This is a genomic window from Veillonella sp. ZSJB6, from assembly GCF_051549505.1.
In the GTDB taxonomy this organism is placed as follows: Bacteria; Bacillota; Negativicutes; order Veillonellales; family Veillonellaceae; genus Veillonella.
In genome coordinates, this window is sequence record NZ_JBPUGE010000002.1 from 307347 (window position 1) to 324440 (window position 17094).

Genomic DNA, 17094 nt, shown 5'->3' on the forward strand with positions numbered 1-17094 from the left:
AAAGGATATTCAGTTAGATTAGAAATTATTTTGCATATTTTTCTTTGAATGCAGCTAATTGTGCTTCTTCCAAGGATAAACCTTGTTCTTTATAGCGTTCAATAGCAGCGTGCATTTCTTCGTATGCTACAGGTACAACTTTTGTAAATCTGTTTACAAAGTTATTCCAGTTTTCAAGGATGTGACGGCCTTTAGCGGAATTAGTGTGCAATACATGTTGTTCTACTAATTCTTTAATGCGTTTAAGGTCATCATTATTAGCAGGACGTAATTCTACGAGGCCTGTATTTACATAGCGTTCATCGCAATCAAGGATGTATGCATAGCCACCGGACATGCCTGCTGCAAAGTTACGTCCGATTTTACCGAGTACAAGAACTTCGCCACCAGTCATGTATTCACAACCATGGTCGCCTAAGCCTTCTACAACAGCAGTTATACCACTGTTACGAACAGCGAAACGTTCACCAGCAACACCATTAATGTAGGCTGTACCAGATGTAGCACCATAGAAGGCAACGTTACCGATAAGGATGTTTTCGTCCGCTTCGAAGATAGATTTCTTAGGTGGATATACAGTGATTGTACCACCGGACAAGCCTTTACCGAGGTAATCGTTCGCATCACCTTCAAGTTCTAATGTCATACCTTTAGGAATGAAAGCACCGAAGGATTGGCCTGCAGAGCCTTCAAAGTTCAACTTGATTGTGTTATCTGGCAAGCCGCTTTCACCATAACGACGTGTCACCTCAGAACCAACCAAGGTACCTACAACACGGTTAATGTTGTTGATAGCCAATTTAGCGCGAATTGGTTTTTGGTCCTCAATAGCAGGACGGCACATACGCAAGAGCTTGGACATATCCAAGGTGCGTTCCAATTCATGATCTTGGTCAATCATGTGCATATGACCTACAGATGCATCGATGTATGGGTGGAATAATACGCGTTTAAGGTCAACGCGAGACAATTTGAAGTTATCGTCTTGAGATTTTTGACGAACAAGGTCGATACGGCCTACAAGTTCAGCTACGGAGCGAATTCCTAAGCGAGCCATGATTTCACGCAATTCACGAGCGATGAAAATCATCAAGTTTTCTACATACTCAGGTTTACCTGTGAAACGAGCACGCAATTTTTCATCTTGTGTCGCTACGCCATAAGGGCATGTGTTGAGGTTACATACACGAGCCATTTTACAGCCTACAGCAACGAGTGGTAATGTACCGAAGCCGAATAACTCAGCGCCAAGCATAGCCGCAACGGCTACGTCAAAACCAGTCATCAATTTGGAGTCTACTTCCAATTTAACGCGGTCACGCAATCTGTTGAGCATCAATGTTTGATGTGTTTCAGACAAGCCTAATTCCCAAGGCACACCAGCGTGTTTTACAGATGTACGGCCTGCCGCACCTGTACCACCATCGTAACCAGAGATTAAGATATTGTCTGCTTTTGCTTTTGCCACACCAGCAGCGATAGTACCAACGCCAGCTTCAGATGTTAATTTAACGGAAATACGAGCATCTTTGTTAACGCATTTCAAATCGTAAATCAACTCAGCCAAGTCTTCGATGGAGTAAATATCATGATGTGGTGGCGGAGATACGAGCTCAACGCCTGGAGTGGAGTGACGAGCTTTCCCGATTTCAGGATATACTTTTTTACCTGGTAATTGACCACCTTCGCCTGGTTTAGCACCTTGAGCACATTTAATTTGCAATTCTTTTGCGTGGATGAGGTAGTTCGCAGTTACACCGAAACGACCAGAGGCGATCTGTTTTACTTCGGAGTTCATGCTGTCGCCATTTGGCAATGGTTTGAAGCGAGCTACATCTTCGCCACCTTCACCAGAGTTAGATGTGGAACCAAGACGGTTCATAGCGATAGCAATCGTTTCATGAGCCTCTTTACTGATGGCACCATAACTCATAGCACCCGCTTTAAAGCGTTTTACGATGGATTCTTCAGGTTCAACCTCTTCGATAGGAATACCGCCGCCTACTGGGTAGTTCAATTCCATTAAGGAACGCAATGTTACATGATAATCGTTGCGAATCGCTTTAGAGTATTCTTTATATTTTGCGTAATCACCGTTGATAAGGGATTCTTGTAAAAGATCAATTGTTTTAGGGTTGAACAAATGCTCTTCCCCATCTTTTACAGGACCATACCAACCACCTGGTTCAAGCACAGATTCGTCGGATTTGAAAGCACGGTCATAACGAGCCAATGCTTCATTGGCAACGCCTACAAGACCAATACCGCCAATACGAGTTGGTGTATTTACAAAGAACTTATTAATAAAGTTGGTGTTCAAGCCCAAAGCTTCGAAGATTTGTGCACCATGGTAGGAACGAACTGTGGAAATGCCCATTTTGGACATAACCTTCATAATGCCGCCTACAGCTGCTTTAATGTAGTTCTTTTCTGCTTGTTCAGGTGTAATATCACCAAGGCGTTTACGAGCTTGTAAATCGCGTACAGTTTCAAGGGCCAAGTAAGGATTGATAGCTGTTACACCATAACCGATCAATGTACAGAAATGATGTACTTCGCGAGGCTCACCAGATTCGAGGATAAGACCAATTTCTGTGCGCAATACTTTTCTAATTAAGTGATTATGAACAGCTGCTACAGCTAACAACGCTGGAATTGGTGCATGATTTTCATCGACTCCACGGTCGGATAAAATCAATACATTTTGCTCTGTACGTGCTGCTTCTTCTGCTTTTTCGCACAATTCATTCAACGCATCACGCAAGCCATCCGCACCCTTAGTTGGGTCGAAGAGGATTGGCAATGTAACAGATTTCATGCGACGGCAATCAAGAGCCTTAATGGACGCCAATTCTTGGTTAGTAAGAATTGGTGTACGCATGGACAATGCATAGGTACCAGCTTTATTAGGATCTGTTAAGTTACCAGAGTTACCAAGCATAACGCGTGTAGATGTAACCATTTCCTCACGAATGGAGTCGATTGGAGGATTTGTTACTTGCGCGAACATTTGCTTGAAGTAGCTGTATAACAATTGTGGTTTATCGGACAAGATAGCAAGTGGAGCATCGGCACCCATTGCACCTACAGGATCTTTACCATCTTTTGCCATAGGTACGATCATACGTACAAGATCTTCTTGAGTATAACCAAAGGCTTGTTGCTTTTTGAACAAATCTTCTACTTTTGGAATATCGCTTTCATCAGCTTGCGTAATTTCAGACAAGTGGATAACGTGCTCTTTTACCCATTCATCATATGGCAATTCAGTAGCAACGCGTTGTTTGATTTCTTCGTCGGAAATAATGCGTTGTTCCTCTGTATCGATGAGAAGCATTTTACCTGGTTCCAAACGACCTTTAGCGCGAATATTTTCAGCGTTTTCGTTTACTACACCCACTTCGGACGCCATGATAACGCGATCATCAGTTGTTACATAGTAACGAGCAGGACGCAAACCATTACGGTCAAGTACGCCACCGATAACAGTACCATCAGTGAAGCCCATAGCGGCAGGACCATCCCATGGTTCCATCATGAAGCTATTGAACTCATAGAAGTCATGTTTTTCTTGGCTCATGAGATTATTGCGTTCCCAAGGTTCAGGAATCATCATCATAATCGCATGAGGCAAGGAACGACCTGTCATGTGCAAGAATTCCAATGTGTTATCGAACATAGCGGAGTCAGAACCGCTATCATCTACTACAGGGAATACTTTTTTAATATCTGGGAATAATGGAGATTCCGCTTTACCTTCACGAGCATTAATCCAGTTTACGTTACCACGGATTGTGTTGATTTCACCATTATGCACTAAGAAACGGTTAGGATGCGCCCGAGCCCAGCTTGGGAATGTATTCGTACTGAAACGAGAGTGAACCATAGCCAATGCAGATGTAAAGTCAAGGTCGCTCAAATCAAGGTAGAAGTCACGCAATTGACCAGGTGTTAACATACCTTTATATACGATTGTTTTAGAGGACAAGGATGCAATATAGAAATCACTAGATAATTCCTTGCTCAATGGAACAATGCGTTTTTCTGCTAATTTACGAATAATATATAATTTACGTTCAAATTCTCTATTATTCGTTACATCTGGGCCTTTACCGATGAGGATTTGAATCATCCAAGGGCGAATTGCAGCTGCTTCTTGACCAACCTTTGTACCATCAACTGGCACTTCGCGCCAACCTAGAACAACTTGACCCTCTTCGCGTACAACCTCTTCGAAAATGCGTTTTTGCTCGTTACGGAGGCTTTCATATTTATGGGCAAACACCATACCTACGCCGTACTCACCAGCTGCAGGCAAGTTAATACCAAGCACTTCGCATTCGCGTTTAAAGAACTCATGTGGAATTTGTACTAAAATACCGGCACCATCCCCTGTGTCCTTATCGGCACCTGCACCACCGCGGTGCTCAAGACGCTCTAAAATACGCAAACCATCATCGATAATATCGTGGGATTTTTTACCCTTAATATTAACGACAAAGCCCATGCCGCACGCATCCTTTTCAAATTGGCTGCTGTACATACCATTAGCTTCTAGTCTAGCTTGATCTAGACGTTGTTGCTCGATTGTGCTCTGATTCATATCCATAACGTGCACTCCTTCATATCACTTGATCATCCCAAGCGCAGCGGCATCGTTCCGTTCGGGCTTGGTGAAAGTATAAACTATAAACTACCTCTAAAGAATCCATTCTGTAGTGATATTATCGGCTGTGACCGTCCATAACCTCATCTAAGTTTTAAATTCTATAGAATTTTTGTCTATACATAGTATACTCCTGTCCACTGTGAATTGAAAATATAAAAAAAACATAGTCTATGACTTTAAGTCATAGACTATGCATTTTTATCACTATTGTTTTTTGTATACACAAATGCACAATCACTACTTCTCACGACCAAAGTCGTCCCCTACTTCACAGGTTACCGTCATAGCCTCGTCCTTACCATAGGGTACAAAGGTGAGTTCTGACGCATGTAAGCATTGACGTGTATAGGGTTTATTGCGTGTCCCATACATGGCATCTCCCACAATAGGATGACCAATGTGTTCCATGTGCACGCGGATTTGATGTGTTCTGCCGGTTAATAATTTGAACTTCAATAACGTATATTCGCCGTCATGACCAAGAACGGTATATTCCGTTTGAGCCGGTTGACCAAATTCATCGATGACACGGCGATTCTCAAATACTGGATCAACACCAATAGGTTCATCAACTACGCCATCTTCGTTAATACAGCCTTCTACTAAGCCTGTGTAGATACGGTCGATACGACCAGCTTGTAATTCATCAGTGTAATATTGTTGAGCTTCCTTTGTTTTACCAAAGAGAATACAACCAGATGTGTCTCGGTCAAGACGATGTACAGGGCGCACCTTGTGAACTACACCTTTTTTCGCATAATACCCAGCCACATAGTTACTCAATGTACCAGATTTAGTTTGTCCCGCTGGATGAACAAGCATGAATGGAGCTTTATCAACCACCAAGGTATGAGCATCTTCGTAGAGAACTGTAATAGGACCTTTTTCTACATCGACGCCATAGTCCTTATCCTGTGGTAATTCCAAAGTTAATACATCACCCTTTTTGAGAGAGCGCTGGGAATGGGCTACACGGCTATTTACTTTCACCCGTTTCTTGCGGAACATCATTTGAATATCTCGAGAGGATAATGAAAAGCGTTCCTTTACATATTTAGAGACCGTCAATTCTGTTGGTTCTTTCACTGTATACGTTTTCCAGCTCATATTACCACCATTCGTTAATATATGTTTTTTGTTCAGGATAGAGAATATCGAAGAATTCTAACCATTCCTCATTAGCTGAAAGTTTACCTTCAAACGCAAGATCACGAGCGGTTAATGTGCCCATTAAGAGTTGGCTCAAAGCACCGACTTCAACAGTAATATCTACGTCCCCATCCAATGTGTCAGACACCTTTTTAACAGTTGGTGTCAATGCGCCGCCATATTGAACTTCATAGCGACCTTCATTCCACTCACAAAGACTATCTTTCACACCAAAGATCATTGTAATAGGCATCATCAAAGCCTCTGGGTTCACAGGAATCGACTCAAAGGCAGCTTTCACATCCACAATACGGCTCATCATGTACGGCATGGTAGAATGTCCGCTTTTACCATCTGGATAGAAGCGATAGTATGTATCGTGAAGGCCCTCATTCCAACGAATAGTAGTGCCTTGAGAGCGGTGATTATAGAAGTAGTTCAACAATGCTCGTTGTGCACGACGTGTAGTATAAACTAATTCGGATACAGGAATTTCTGGTTGACCTAAGCGATACACTGCATAGCCTTCGATACTTCCTTCATCATTGCGCACTACAGCGATATTCACGCCTTCTGCAAAGAAGCTGCCGAGCAAGCGTTTCCATTCCTTTTCACCCCGCTCTGCATAACCAGAAAGACGGGCTGTATATGTTTTATATACAGGATCAAGCAATGTCCATTGGTCAACGCTATTAAGTAAACCAAAGCTCAAGGATTTATCAGTCATAGGGCGCAAGTCTTCAAGAGACATAGTGTTCACCCATTGATGTGCATAGAGTTCCCACCCATATTGTTGGTAGAATGCAGCCTTGGAAGGCATCAAAATCGTCAATGCTTGACCTCGGTTGCGAAGTTCTTCAAGAGAAGCCTTTAACAACGCACCACCTACGCCACCACGACGAGCTGCTGGATGTGTGGCTACGCCAACCATATAGCTTGTAGACAATACAGCACCACGAACATTGATATTATATTGACGCAAATGAACGGTACTCAATAATTGATCTTGTTCAAGACCAACCATTGTATTTTCTGGTTCATAGCAATTTGTAAAGTAATATTGGAAGAATGGATCTTCCTTTGGTTCAAAGCAGTATGCCCATAGATTTTCCACATGTGGCGTGTCTTGGGCTGTTGCAATTCTATATTCCATAAGTATATCCTCGTTTAGTATAAAAAACGCTCTCTATCGCTTACATCGCATCGCATCGCATCGCATCGCATCGCATCGCATCGCATCGCATCGCATCGCCATGATGATATATAATGTACAGTCAAATAGATAGGCTAACACTTCTATTATAACAAAAATGAGCTATGAAGCACATCGGCCTCATAGCTCAGATTTTTATTTACCGCCTGTCGCATTATCTGCTTCATTAGCATATACTGCGTCATATTTTTCAGCAAAGTGATCTGGATTGTAAGATTCTTTTGCTTGGCGAAGACCAGGCAAGCCCATGTCTTCTTCACGGTTGATGAATTCTACTTCGCTAAATTCATGACGAATGAATTCATTATTGATTGCTTGATACAAACCACGGATATCTGGATTTGCTTTTTCAATGTGAATCAACGCCATTTTATCATTCAATAATTCACCAATACTGAAAGCTTCAACGCGGCCAAACAATTTGATGGCGCCACCTTTAAGGCCTAGTGTTTCCCAATTATCGAATAATAAGTTAATAGCAACCAATTCATCTTCGATACCTTCTTCATGATGAGTTTCTACCCAAGATGCTGCTGTTTCGCGGCACAATGGAATGATATCTTCTGTAATTGGCATATATTCATAGTTAGAATATTGCATACGGAATTGGTTCAAATGGTTTTTCTTTTGACGGAACTTCTTACCAGATAAGTTGATAAGATCTTCAGATTTGTAAATGTATTCGTAGTTGTCGCGGTCAGGTGTAAATTCATAACGACCAGGACATAACTCTTCCATACGCTCTTTTACAACTTTGCTAACACCTTTGAAACGGAATGGCAAATTATTTTCTACGAACCATTCTTTAGCGCGTAACAAACCATCAAGGAACTTTGCATCTTTACCAGCAAACGGAGGCAATAGGAATGGTTCACGTTTACCGCCACCTTGGATGTACAATACGCCGTTTTCCTCAGCCCAGCGGATACCGTACGGATCTTGCCACATGAACAATGTAGTGAAACAGTTGTCAGATGCTTCATAATGATGTTGTTCAAAATATTTATCGATTAATGGTTTGTCTCTTAGTTCAAAACGTTTAAATTCTAAAATAATAATCCCTCCTATCAGATTCCTCGGTCGAGGTATTAACCATGAGTACCTAGAACCACATGGTTGTTCATTATAATTTAACAGATTCACCTAATTCAAAGTTTCCGTCGGTTGTAATTACCTTATCACCTTCGTTTAGGCCTGAAATAATTGCTACATCATCGTCTTCTGTCATACCTACCTCAACGACACGTACGTCAACCGTATTATTTTCAGTCAATACATATACGTATTTGCCGTCTTGGTTTTCGCGAACCGCTTTGCTTGGTACAGTGAGCATCTTCGCTTTTATATCTGACTCGATGATAAGCGTATAGAACTCGCCAGCCTTGATAAGGCCTTTGTCATTGTTGAAAGTAGCTTTCACAAGAACGCTTGGCACATTTTCTGGCTGAGTCACATCTACATATGTCAATTCACCTGGTAACTCTTGGTCACCTACCTTGAGGAGTACCTTAATACCCTTTTTAGCATCTGGTGTACCCAGTTTCATCGCCGCATCACGCGGGATGCTGAGAGATGCTACCATTGGTGTAGATTGTTGAATCATCATGAACGGACGATCTGCAATGGCCATTTGACGGTCTTCATTATAAATAGCAGTCACTGTACCAGCTATAGGTGCTACGATTGTAGATGCTGCCATTTGTGCAGATACTTGAGCAATTTGAGCTTGAATGGCTGCTGTATTAACCCCACCACCGCCACCACCAGTTGTTACCGTCGTAGTTTGTGGCTGAGACCGTTCTACAATGCGATCATATTCTTTTTGTGTAATCATACCTGCTTCACGCATTTTCTGTGCCTGTGCTAATTGACCACTATCTACAGAGGCTGCCGTCGTAGTTGTAACGGATGTCGCATAGGATTGAGCTTGCGCTTGCGCTAACTGGCCTTGTAAGGATGCTAGCTGTTGCTGTAAAGCCGATGTATCTACAGTGGCCAAGACTTGACCTTGTTGTACTTGGTCGCCTACTTTCACAGCATACGCGACCTGCCCTGTCAACGTCGGCGTTACCGTCGCCTTGTTAAGGGCTGTTACATTGGCATCATTATGGATCTGTAGCGGCATATCCTTGTATGTTACATCAGCAACGGATACGGTCTTTGTACCGCAACCAGCAATGGCTAAGGCCATCATCACAACACCAAGCATAGCAACTACAGAATAAATTCGTTTTAATTTCATTCTGTCACTTCCTGTCATATTGATTTTTATCAATACCTTAGTATATCATAAAATCAATTAGAATTGTATGAAAGCTAATTCCTTTAATTTATGGATATAACGGAGGTTCTTATGGAAGAACGGATGGACTTTAGAATATTAAATAACGGCAGCTTCATTCCCTCTATCGGTTATGGCACTTATAAAACAGGCACCGAAGGAGAAACGGAGCAAGCCGTTGCTAATGCACTTAGTGTAGGTTACCGATTGCTCGATACAGCCGCGTACTACGGCAACGAAGAGGCCGTTGGCAAAGGTATCAAAGCATCTGGCATTAATCGTACAGATATCATTATTACTACAAAAATTTGGCACACCGATGCAGGCTATGATAATACGATGCGCGCTGTTGAAAGCTCTCTAAAGAAATTAGACACTAATTATATCGACATCATGCTCGTTCACCAACCTTTAGGCGATTACTACGGCTCTTGGCGCGCTATGGAGGAGTTATACGACCAAAACGTATTGCGTGGTCTAGGTCTCTCTAACTTCTACGAAGATCGCCTTATAGACTTGTTGTATCACTGTAATGTAAAACCTGTGGTGAACCAAATTGAGTGTCACCCGTTTAACCAACGTCAATCCTTATTACAATTAATGCGTAAACATCAAGTAGTAGGCATGGCATGGTCTCCATTTACTCGTGACCGCCAACCTATTTTTGACCATCCTATCATCAAAAGCTTGGCTGAAAAATACGGCGTGTCTAAACATCAAATTATCTTGCGTTGGCACATCCAACGTGGCATCATTCCATTGCCAAAAGCAAATAATGTAAGTCACATGGAAGCCAACTTCGATGTATTCGATTTCAAACTAACAAACATCGACATGGATGTTATGGAACTATTAGACCAACAAGACTTCTTGGAAGATCACCATACTGCACCAGGTCTTGAAAGACTTTTACAACTTAAATAAATATAAAAACAAAACCACTTATATCTACTCCTCTAAGAATAGATACAAGTGGTTTATTTTATTTCGGCACATTAAATACGGCTTGTACGAGTATCATATAAATCACTGTACCGGCAGCAATCGATATGAGCATGTTACGTTTCCATAAATGTAACCCTACCGTAACAACTAATGCTATGAGCTCAGGGATACCATACGGATATGCTAAAATGACGGTCTCCTTAAAGGTATATACAACGAGCATGCCCATAACGGCAGCCGGCAAAGCCTTACCTAAAAAGAGTACAAAATCTGGTGCCTTTTTTCCTGGTGGAAATACAAGGAAGGCACCAAAACGAGTGAGTAATGTACCGGCTACAACAATAGCAACGGTGATGACCATTTCTGTACTAGTCAAGATGTACACCTCCCCACTTATACGCAATATAGCAGGCTACTAGCATACAGCTCATGGATAAAAGCATAAAGAGCGATTTGCCTACCAATAAGAGCATAACTATCGCCATAGCGGCACCAGCTACGCCAAAGGCTCTTATCTTGTTATTTTTTGCGTTGAGCAGCATTTCAAGGAATACCACAATGAATAGACCTGGTAATACAAAATCGATGCCCCGTAAATCTACGGTGGCCAAGAGATTGCCAAACAGACCGCCTACAAAGGTACTAAATACCCAGAACACATAGTTAAGCCAAGACACGTGGAAGTAAAACCACTTTTCATCCACATCATCCGGTAACTTAGTAGCCATATTGATGGCAAAACTTTCATCACACATCCAAGCAACCGTAGGAAACCATTTCCAGCCCATATGTACATACCGTTGTAGTGCAGATAGTCCATAAAAGAAATGGCGTCCATTAACGAACATGGTCAGTATAAACGCATTAATCGGATCAAATTCGGCCATCAACATGCCAATCGTCACAAACTCCATGGATCCTGCAAAAATGGTAGCCGCTAAAACTGGCGCCGTCCACCAAGGGAAGCCTTGGCTCGTTGCATATAAACCAAATCCTAAACCTATGAAAAAGAAGCTGATGCCCATAGGAACCATAATAGGAAATGCAAAGGAAAATGCACTTCGATGTTTTATTTCATTCATAGGGCTCGCCTTCCTTCCAAATCACATACATTTAAAGTGTTAACGTCATTTATTATAAAGCACGCGTTAAAATTTCGCGAGCTACTTCTGGTGTTACGTCACCTTTTTCACCAAGTCGTGTCATACCATGATCTTCTAATTGTTTCACAATTTTATCAACTGCTTCAGCGCCAAGGCCATAATCTTTCAAATGAGTAGATACGCCAAGGGACTCGAAGAATTCACGAGTTTTGGCGATAGCCTTATCCGCTTTTTCCTCTTTTGTACCTTCCGTAATATGCCATACACGTGTAGCATATTGTGCCAATTTATCGAGCTTGTCGGCTTTTTTCACCTCTAACAACGCAGGCAATACAATAGCCAATGTAATGCCGTGGTCAAGATGGTAAGCCGCCGTTAACTCATGACCGATAAGATGTGTTGCCCAATCTTGCGGCACGCCGGCACCGATCAATCCATTTAACGCCAAGGTAGAGGCCCACACGTGGTTCGCGCGAATGTCGTAGTTTTCTGGATTTTCTACTGTTTCTTTGCCGATTTCAATCATAGTTTTCAAGATACCTTCACTGAAACGATCTTGAATACGACCTTCTACAGGGTATGTTAAATATTGCTCTGTGGTATGCACGAATGTATCAATAACACCATTCTTAACTTGTTTTTCTGGCAATGTGAAAGTCAATGTTGGATCGAGCATAGAGAACTTAGGGAATACTAAGCTACTAAACACAGGGAACTTTCCATCACCATAGGTAATAACAGCGCCATTGTTCATTTCAGAACCTGTGGCAGGAAGTGTCATAACTGTACCAAATGGTAATGGATTTGGTACCATTTCCACTGGAACCTCTGGTAGGCCAGCTTTCATAACATCAATAACAGGGCCATCATAAGTAGCACCCATAACGATGAGCTTTGTAGCATCTACTACAGAACCACCACCTACTGCAAGGACGAAATCTACGCCATGTTCTTTAATGAAAGCAACGGCATGTTCACATGTTTCAAGAGATGGGTTTGGTTCAATGCCGCCGAATTGCTCAACCTTGCGGTCGCCAAGAGCTGCCACAATACGGTCAATAAGACCACTGCGCACAGCAGAGCCACCACCATATGTAATAAGCACCTTTGCATCCTTTGGTACTAATGCATTTAATTCGCTCAAGCGATCTTTACCGAATACAATATGTGTAGGGTTATAAAAATCAAAGTTAAACATAGTGACCTCCTATGTATATCATATAAAACCTATAAGTCTAATTGTACGAAATTTATATCTATTATATCATTTTTTCGATATTCTTAGATATGCTACACCCCTTATCATTAGCGAGCTCATAAAAGCCATAGCTTTAATCTATAGCTAACCGATATCTTTTGCTCTATATACAAAATCCCATTCACATGATAGGATATATACATTATATGTATATAGAAAGGGATGTTCACATGAAATTAAAAAAATTTATTGCCCCTCTTCTCGTTGGCGTTCTAGCATTCGCCATCGCAGGTTGCGGCACAGATACAAATCAATCTAGCCAAGCACCAAAAGAAATTAAAATCGGTGCTACTGCAGGTCCTCACGCTCAAGTAGCTGAAGCAGTTGCAAAAGAAGCTAAAAAACAAGGTATCGACCTTAAAGTTGTAGAGTTCTCCGATTATGTAACACCAGATAAAGCTCTTGCTGATGGCGACATTCAATTGAATGCGTACCAACACGTGCCATTTATGGAAAACTTTAACAAACAAAATGGTTCCAACTTAGTAGCAATCGGTAAAACCCTTTTAGTGCGTATGGGATTATATAGTAATAGTGTACATAGCGTACAAGATGTACCTGAAGGCGCTACGGTTTCTATTCCAAATGACCCTACTAATGGTGGTCGTGCATTAGTATTATTAGCTAAAGCTGGATTAATTACGTTAAAAGATGGTGTCGGCTTCAAAGCAACTGTTGCAGATATCACATCTAACCCGAAAAATATAAAGATTCAAGAATTAGAAGCAGCTCAATTACCTCGTAGTCTAGATGATGTAACAATTGCAGTTATTCCAATGAATTATGTACAAAGTGCTGGCCTTAGTGTAGAAAAACAAGGCTTCTTCTTCGAATCAAAAGATGAACCACTAACAGTCATCGTACTTGCGGTACGTAGTGAAGACAAAGACAACGAAACTTACAAAAAAATTGCAGACATTTACAAATCTGATGCAATTAAACAATTCATCAACGATACTTTCAAAGGTAGCATTACATCTGCAAACTAACCAAAAGACCGACCTCAATACGAGGCCGGTCTTTTTGATAAACAATCTTTTATAGATCTATAAATACGACTATCACCATAACAAATGTAGTAACTACAGCAAAATATGTATAATGCCAAAAAGCGATACCCTAACTGTTTAGAGTATCGCTTTTATTTTATTCTTTAGTATCAATCACTATTATTAGTAATCAATCACTACTATTCTTCAGTATCGAATGTTACGTCCAATGGTTGGCGTTCCACGATGTTACGGTAACGAACCTTTGGATAGCCCATCAAGATACCACCAGCAATGATTTTATCCTCTGGTACACCTAATAGTTCCAATAGTGGTTTATACTCTGCTTCGCCTGCATGTTCAAAGAAGCCAGCCCAACAAGTGCCTAAACCTAATGTTGGTGCATACAACTCTGCATAAGACAAGCAGGAATGCCCGCTATCGTGAGTACGGTGAATATCTTTTTTAGAACCGATGGCCACTACTAACGCAGGCGCATCGCGCAAGATGTATTCCTTACCCCTATCGACCTCAGCTTGTGCTGCACGAGCATAAAGACGCATAATCGGCACAGTTTTCGCAGCCAAATGCATCCACTCAAGAACGAGATCTGCAATGCGACGCAACTTTTGTTTGTCCCGAATAACAATATAGGAAATACCTTGTGTATTTGTTGCTGTTGGAGCCATTCTTGCAACGTTTAAGACCTTGCGAATAAGCTCAGCAGGAACTGGTTTATTTTGATAATTACGAATAGAGCGACGGCTGCGCAAGAATAACTCAGCTTGCTCTGGCGTTAATTTTTGTTCTTTTGTGATATCGATTTGCTCTTTACGTGGGGTCATATCACTATCAAGAGCAAGCGTTGGGCATACGGAAATACAATGCCCACAGGAGATACAACCTCCCTTGCCAGTTACAGGCCCATTTTCGGACATCACTAGCAAGCCTGTTGGACAGTCAGCTACGCAAAGGCCGCATCGTGTACAGACTTCTGTATTGACGGTAAATAACATCTGATAAATCCTCCAAACACTACTATAAAGCCTATTATAACACAATCAATCAAGGGTTATCTAGGCAACATATGCTTTTCAAGGTTATTCTCCCTATTTTGATGGGGCCCTATTTCATTTCTACAACCTAGTTAAAAAAGTACAAATATACTTGCTTGCTCCGTCCTTCGCAAAGTCGCTGCACAAGTATATTTGTACTTTTTTATAACTATATTCATAAAGGCGTCCCATCAAAATAGAACTACACACATAAAACACATAATACCTAGATAACCTGATTGATCTATATAAAAAGACTTTAGACTAATGGCGCCACGCCCACCATGTGTGAAAAAATAGCCTGCAACTAGGCTTTATAGTAGTGGTGCCATGCCCACCGTAGGGGAAGGACTAGCCTACGGCTAGTCTCTCCCTTTCCCTATCATACAAAAGCATATTGAGTAAAGATCAAATGTAGCTTGTGATGGGGATTTCTGTATATTAAGCAGTAGATGTTGTTTGCTATGGGACTAATTCATGGCAGATGTTATAAAAATAAAACTAGGTATTTCTGCAGCGACTTTACGAAGGACGGAGCAAGGAGATACCTAGTTTTATTTTTAATTAAGTTGTCGTAGTGAAACGGGGCCCCATAGCAAACGACATAATATCTACTCAATTGCTGGGGCCCCATCACAAGCGGAAAGGATTTTACTCAAATGCTTTTATAAGTTCCATGTATTGCGCTTTGTGTGTCATTCTCCAGGTACCAAAGTCTGGTTCTGGGGATTGGTTTAGGATGTTTGCCAAGGCTTCTAGGAATTCTGGGATTTTTGTGGCTACGATATTACCTGCCATTTTACCGAAGTTTTCGGAGCCCATGTGTTCGGAACCACCGTCTACGAGGATAAAGGCTACGGTAGGTTTCTTGTCTACTAATTTTACAGCTCCGTGGAAACCAATTTCACCGATTTGGTGTGTACCACAGGAGTGTGGACAGCCCGAGATGTGTAAACGAGGGAGTTTACTTGTATCTACACCTTTTTCTTCAAGGTGTCCGAAGATATCTTTCAATAGGCCATTGGAGTCTTGCATACCAATTTGACATACTGTGGAGCCTACGCAGGATACGGAACGACGGAAATCATTTCCCGCACTGTCGTCTGTTAACTCTGCGATTTTACGAGCCTCATCAGCAGTAAGGTTGATGAAGAACAATGCTTGGTCTGGCGCAATACGCGCTTCTACTTGATCAAGTGTTACAGCATAATCAAGAGCAGCCAATAGGTGTTCTACATTAGCATCGCCACCTGCCGGATGGTATTCTACGTAGTATAAACCTTCTTGTTTTTGACGGTGAATACGATCGTTTTCCACAGACTTATCACGCTTACCAGTTTTTGTAATTTCATAAGCATAGTCAGCTGGATTAATGGTTAATTGTTCCACTTCTTTCACCATCGCCAATGTTTCTTCATAGGTCTTGATGAAAGCTTCAGCTCCACCCATTTCCGCAGGCATATAGCGAGTACGAGCCTTGCCACGGTTTTTGAAATTTCCATGGTTAGCAAAGACCATAAGCATAGCTTTCACATGGTATAAAACATCCTCAGGCGCCACATCATGGGCCACAGGAATACCAATACGAGGATTTGGGCCAATACCACCACAAGCGTATACATCAAAGGTATTGTGTTTTGTTAAATTGAAACCAAGGTCCTTGAATGTAGCATGAGGCGTACTATCAAAGCCATTGTCGATGCCCATTTTAAATTTGCGAGGAATTTTGATATAGAACATTTGCTCTAGAAGGAACTCGCTAATAGCCGTTGCATACGGCGTAATATCTAATGTTTCACGCGGATCAATACCGCGTAAAATACTCGCCACTACATTTGGATTGTCCCCACCAGCACCGCGGTTATAGATACCGTGATCATAACATTCTTTATATAGATTTAGAATTGTATCACCATCGAGGCCATGCATTTGCAAACATTGGCCAGTAGTGAAATGTACGTGCTGCAAATTATATTTGCGAATAGAGTCCGCTAAAAACTGCATGTGCTCGCGTGTCATGCGCCCACCGTTGAAGCGCCAACGGCTCATACCAGAGTTAGCACCACGCTCAGCATAACTACCATAGGCACCGGATTGCCCTTTATAGTCTGCAATAGACATTTCTTTCTTATAGAACTTATGCGTCATATCTTCAAACTTTGGATAATCTGCAATTAATCGATCTTTCAACTCTTGTGTAATCATATTAGTACCCTCTTGGCTTATATTTATTAAGCATAATACAGAACTTTTCATAGGCTAGTATACCATACACGCATACGTATGTTAGTAGCCAAGCTCACAATTTTAATATCAATTACAAATAATATGCTTTACAATCTGTAATAATAATTACTTTTAATAAGAGTCAAATCAGTATGGAGTAAATTTTAAAATAAAAAAGAACAGTCCGAAGACTGTTCTTTTCATAT

The 17094-nt window shown here is 41.5% G+C and carries 12 protein-coding genes; 2 read left to right on the forward strand and 10 right to left on the reverse strand.

All coding sequences use genetic code 11. The features are described 5' to 3' along the window. Positions 1-25 precede the first annotated feature (25 nt). From gltB to ACSV5T_RS04135, 5 genes are all read right to left on the reverse strand, one after another. The gene (gltB, locus tag ACSV5T_RS04115) at positions 26-4609 is read right to left on the reverse strand and encodes a glutamate synthase large subunit (protein ID WP_303939343.1); all 4584 of its coding nucleotides are present in this window, start codon (positions 4607-4609) and stop codon (positions 26-28) included. Between the two features lie 297 nt (positions 4610-4906). Next, complete coding sequence (locus ACSV5T_RS04120; protein WP_438320339.1) at positions 4907-5776, reverse strand: RluA family pseudouridine synthase; 870 nt, start codon at positions 5774-5776, stop codon at positions 4907-4909. A gap of 1 nt (position 5777) precedes the next feature. Further along, positions 5778-6971 (reverse strand): GNAT family N-acetyltransferase, encoded by a 1194-nt coding sequence (locus ACSV5T_RS04125; protein ID WP_438320340.1) that lies wholly within the window; start codon positions 6969-6971, stop codon positions 5778-5780. A 195-nt stretch (positions 6972-7166) separates the two neighbouring features. Further along, positions 7167-8102, reverse strand: coding sequence for a DUF2156 domain-containing protein (locus tag ACSV5T_RS04130; RefSeq protein WP_438320383.1), 936 nt, complete (start codon positions 8100-8102; stop codon positions 7167-7169). Positions 8103-8154: 52 nt separating this feature from the next. Further along, complete coding sequence (locus ACSV5T_RS04135) at positions 8155-9291, reverse strand: efflux RND transporter periplasmic adaptor subunit (RefSeq protein WP_438320341.1); 1137 nt, start codon at positions 9289-9291, stop codon at positions 8155-8157. A 93-nt stretch (positions 9292-9384) separates the two neighbouring features. Between ACSV5T_RS04135 and ACSV5T_RS04140 the strand changes: the two genes are divergently transcribed. Continuing rightward, on the forward strand, positions 9385-10236 hold the full coding sequence (locus ACSV5T_RS04140) for an aldo/keto reductase (RefSeq protein ID WP_438320342.1): 852 nt from the start codon (positions 9385-9387) through the stop codon (positions 10234-10236). A gap of 58 nt (positions 10237-10294) precedes the next feature. On the opposite strand, the gene ACSV5T_RS04145 is transcribed toward ACSV5T_RS04140, so the two are convergent. The 3 genes from ACSV5T_RS04145 to ACSV5T_RS04155 form a co-directional block, all read right to left on the reverse strand. Next, positions 10295-10633 carry a branched-chain amino acid transporter permease gene (locus ACSV5T_RS04145; RefSeq protein ID WP_119207287.1) on the reverse strand — a complete coding sequence of 113 codons (339 nt, stop codon included), beginning with the start codon at positions 10631-10633 and terminating at the stop codon, positions 10295-10297. Further along, entirely contained in the window at positions 10626-11291 is a 666-nt protein-coding gene (locus ACSV5T_RS04150) for an AzlC family ABC transporter permease (RefSeq protein WP_438320384.1), read from the reverse strand. Before ACSV5T_RS04150 ends, ACSV5T_RS04145 begins: the two co-directional genes overlap by 8 nt. A gap of 100 nt (positions 11292-11391) precedes the next feature. Next, positions 11392-12558, reverse strand: a complete 1167-nt coding sequence (locus ACSV5T_RS04155) for an iron-containing alcohol dehydrogenase (RefSeq protein WP_438320343.1) — start codon at positions 12556-12558, stop codon at positions 11392-11394. A gap of 230 nt (positions 12559-12788) precedes the next feature. On the opposite strand from ACSV5T_RS04155, the gene ACSV5T_RS04160 reads away from it, so the two are divergent. Further along, positions 12789-13607, forward strand: a complete 819-nt coding sequence (locus tag ACSV5T_RS04160; protein ID WP_105089831.1) for a MetQ/NlpA family ABC transporter substrate-binding protein — start codon at positions 12789-12791, stop codon at positions 13605-13607. 200 nt (positions 13608-13807) lie between these two features. Here the strand turns inward: ACSV5T_RS04160 and ACSV5T_RS04165 are convergent, their stop codons facing one another. Next, positions 13808-14623: a nitroreductase family protein gene (locus tag ACSV5T_RS04165; protein ID WP_438320344.1), complete on the reverse strand. Its 816-nt coding sequence runs from the start codon at positions 14621-14623 to the stop codon at positions 13808-13810. A 690-nt stretch (positions 14624-15313) separates the two neighbouring features. Further along, on the reverse strand, positions 15314-16867 hold the full coding sequence (locus ACSV5T_RS04170; RefSeq protein ID WP_438320345.1) for a nitrite/sulfite reductase: 1554 nt from the start codon (positions 16865-16867) through the stop codon (positions 15314-15316). Positions 16868-17094: the final 227 nt, after the last annotated feature.